This window comes from Streptomyces boncukensis (assembly GCF_011045075.1).
GTDB classification, from domain to species: domain Bacteria; phylum Actinomycetota; class Actinomycetes; order Streptomycetales; family Streptomycetaceae; genus Streptomyces; species Streptomyces boncukensis.
The window spans coordinates 1-3,094 of sequence record NZ_JAAKZZ010000698.1 but is presented as its reverse complement, the minus strand read 5'-3'; the positions used below and the strand labels follow the sequence as shown (position 1 = coordinate 3,094).

The window sequence follows — 3,094 nt, the reverse complement described above, 5'->3', positions numbered from 1 at the left end:
ATTCAGGGGTCCACAGGGTGCCGGGGATCTCGCCGAGGGTGAATTCGCGCTGGCGGACGCCGCCGTCCAGGCGCTGCTCGGAAGTGATGTGCATGGTCGTGCCTTTCGGGAGAGCTCACAGCGGCGCTCCCGGACGACCTATCGCCCGACCGTGACCCCGGAGGGGAGCACCCATGTCGATACTGCGTTCACGGGTACCACCTCCTCGATCTCCGGCACGGCCGACGGAAACGTAGCAGCGGCCGCCGTGGCCCGCCAACCGGTTATCGGCGGCGGTCACGGGCGGCGGTCACGCGCCGATGGCGCGCCAGCCGCTTTCGAGGAGCTCGAAGGCGCGGGTGACGGCCCCGGCGGGGTCGTCGTGTCCGCGGGCGGCGCGGGGGGCTTCGAGGGCGAAGTGGGCCAGCGCGGTGCAGGCGGGATCGTCCGGGGGCAGGCCGCTGTCCTCCGCGATCGCCGCAGCGAGAGCCGCGGTGTGGCGCAGCCACATGGCCTGGGCGTAGTCGCGCAGGGCCGGGGTGCTGTCGACCAGGTCGAAGAAGGCGGTGAAGCGGGCGTCGCCGTGGGCGGCGGCCAGCCGGTGGCGCAGCGCGTGCTCGCGCAGGGCGGCGGGGATGGACCGGCCCTCGGGGCGTTCGCGTACGGCGGCGAGCAGCCGGGCCTCCTGGGCCGCGTCCTCGTCGAAGACGAGGGCTTCCTTGACCGGGAAGTGCTTGAACAGCGTGGTGGTGGACACGTCGGCGGCGTCCGCGATCTCACGGATACCGACGTCGTCGTAGCCGCGTTCGAGGAACAGGCGCAGCGCGGCATCGGCGATGGCCTGACGGGTGGCCGCCTTCTTCCGTTCGCGGCGCCCCATCGGTGCGGCCGGGGTGCCGGCTTCGGTGTCGCTCATGCTCGGACCCTACCGCGCTGGGTTGCCCGGATACAAAAGTTGGATTGTTGCACTTATTTATCGGTTGTGCTCTCCTGGGGCGGCCATCGCGAGCCCACTTCTCCCTTTCCTCCCCTTCCCCTGTCCGAAAGGAGCGAGCAGGCATGTCCACGCCTGGATCCCTCTCCGCCCCCGCACCGCGTATCGCGATCATCGGCGCCGGCCCCGGCGGCCTGATCTGCGCCCGCATCCTGCAGCGGCACGGCCTCACCGCCGCCGTCTACGAGCGTGAGACCGCCCTCGGCGCGCGCAACCAGGGCGGCACCCTCGACCTGCACGAGGACAACGGCCAGACCGCCCTGCGCGAAGCCGGGCTGCTGGACGACTTCTTCCGCGTCTCCCGCCCCGAGGGGCAGGAGATGCGCCAGCTGAACCCGGCCGGCAGCCTCCTCTTCCACCACACCCCCGCCGAAGGCGAGCGCTCCAAGCCGGAGATCGACCGCGGCCAGCTGCGCGACCTCCTCCTGGACTCCCTCCAGCCCGGCACCGTGCGCTGGGGCCACACCCTGCGCTCCGTCGAGGGGCCCGCATCCGGCCCCCGTCAGCTGCACTTCGCCGACGGCACCGTCGTCGAGGCCGACCTCGTCATCGGCGCCGACGGCGCCTGGTCCACGGTCCGGTCCGCCCTCTCCGACGCCATACCCCGGTACAGCGGCGTCAGTTTCCTCGAAGCCCGGTTCGACGACGTCGACACCGAGCACCCCGGGATCGCCGACCTCGTCGGTCAGGGCACCGCCGCGGCGGCCGACGGCGACCGCGGCCTGTTCGCCCAGCGCAACAGCGGCGACCACATCCGCGTCTACCTCATCCAGCGCGTCCCCGCCGACTGGATCAGCGCCGCCGGCCTGACCATCCAGGACACCGACGGCATCCGCGCCCTGCTGTCGGACCGCTACCGCGACTGGTCACCGAATCTGCGCCGGCTGCTCACCGACAACGACGGCCGCTACGTCGACCGCCCCATCCACGCCCTGCCCGTCCCGCACACCTGGGAGCAGAACCCCACCGTCACCCTGCTGGGCGACGCCGCCCACCTCATGCCCCCGCTCGGCGTCGGCGTCAACCTCGCCCTGCTGGACGCCTGCGAACTCGCCCTCGCCATCGTGCATCACAACACCGTCGAGGACGCCGTCCTCGCCTACGAGAAGACCATGCTGCCCCGCTCCACGCAGATGCAGCAGCGCCTCGACAACGGAGCCGAAGAACTGCTCTCCGCCGAACCGCCCGACTGAGGCGTGCCCGGTCACAGGGCGTCCAGGAGCAGGGGCAAGGAGCGGTGGAACTCCCGTCTCCAGTACGGCGGGGAGTGTGTGCCGGAGGAGAAGTGCGTGGTCACGGGGGCGCCGAGGGCACGCAGGCGGGCGGCGACGGCGCGGGACTCGTGGTGCATCAGCGTCTCGGTCGGCGAGATCGCGTCCTCGGGGAACGGGTCGTCGGGGTCCTCCAGGCCGGGGATGTGGGGGTCGGGCTCGACGTCCGGCGGGTCGAGGGGGCCCGCTCGGCCGTCGCCGCTGGAGAGGTGGACGGGGATGTTCCGCAGGCGGTGGGCCAGGTGGTAGGGGTCGTGGGCGCGCCAGTTGGCGCGCTGGGCCACCGGGTCGCCCCACAGGGCCCGCCAGTCCAGGCCGAGGTAGGTCATCCCGGCCTCGATCGCGTGCGGATGCCGGGCGGGATGGACGTATCCGCTGTAGCCGGCCACGGCCCGGAAGAGGCCCGGGTGGCGTGCCGCGTAGGAGAGCGCGCCGAAGCCGCCCTGGGACTCGCCTGCGGCGACGCGGCGGCTGCCCGCGCCGTAGTGGCGTTCCAGGAGGGGCCTGACCTCCTTGAGGTGGAAGAACTCCACGGCGGGCGGGCCGCCCTTGCCGTGGTTGTGCCAGTCGGTGTAGAAGCCGAAGAACGGCATCCCGGGCATGACGACCAGCACGTCGCGCAGTTCGGGCAGCCGGTCGAGCCCGGCGTCGTAGTCCTCGGTCCAGGCGCGGTAGTTGCCGTCGCCGCCGACGAGGAGGTAGAGCACGGGCCAGCGGTCCCCGGGGCGCCGGTCCTCCCAGCCCTCCGGGGTCAGCAGCCGGACCTTCGCCTCGCCGCCCAGGGCGGGCGAGTCGAGCGTGAGGTCGACCTGACGCGGCCCGGTCCGCTCCTCGGCGACCACGCCGGGCG

The 3,094-nt window shown here is 72.7% G+C and carries 3 protein-coding genes and 1 pseudogene; 1 reads left to right on the top strand and 3 read right to left on the bottom strand.

What is annotated here, in order from left to right:
* Positions 1-94, bottom strand: a pseudogene (locus G5C65_RS39820) (alpha/beta hydrolase); the annotation flags it as partial.
* A gap of 195 nt (positions 95-289) precedes the next feature.
* Positions 290-895: a TetR/AcrR family transcriptional regulator gene (locus G5C65_RS34445; protein WP_165302996.1), complete on the bottom strand. Its 606-nt coding sequence runs from the start codon at positions 893-895 to the stop codon at positions 290-292.
* Positions 896-1,038: 143 nt separating this feature from the next.
* Between G5C65_RS34445 and G5C65_RS34440 the strand changes: the two genes are divergently transcribed.
* On the top strand, positions 1,039-2,166 hold the full coding sequence (locus G5C65_RS34440) for an FAD-dependent oxidoreductase (RefSeq protein ID WP_165302995.1): 1,128 nt from the start codon (positions 1,039-1,041) through the stop codon (positions 2,164-2,166).
* 11 nt (positions 2,167-2,177) lie between these two features.
* Here the strand turns inward: G5C65_RS34440 and G5C65_RS34435 are convergent.
* A partial coding sequence (locus G5C65_RS34435; protein ID WP_165302994.1) for an alpha/beta hydrolase occupies positions 2,178-3,094 on the bottom strand: 917 nt, incomplete at its 5' end.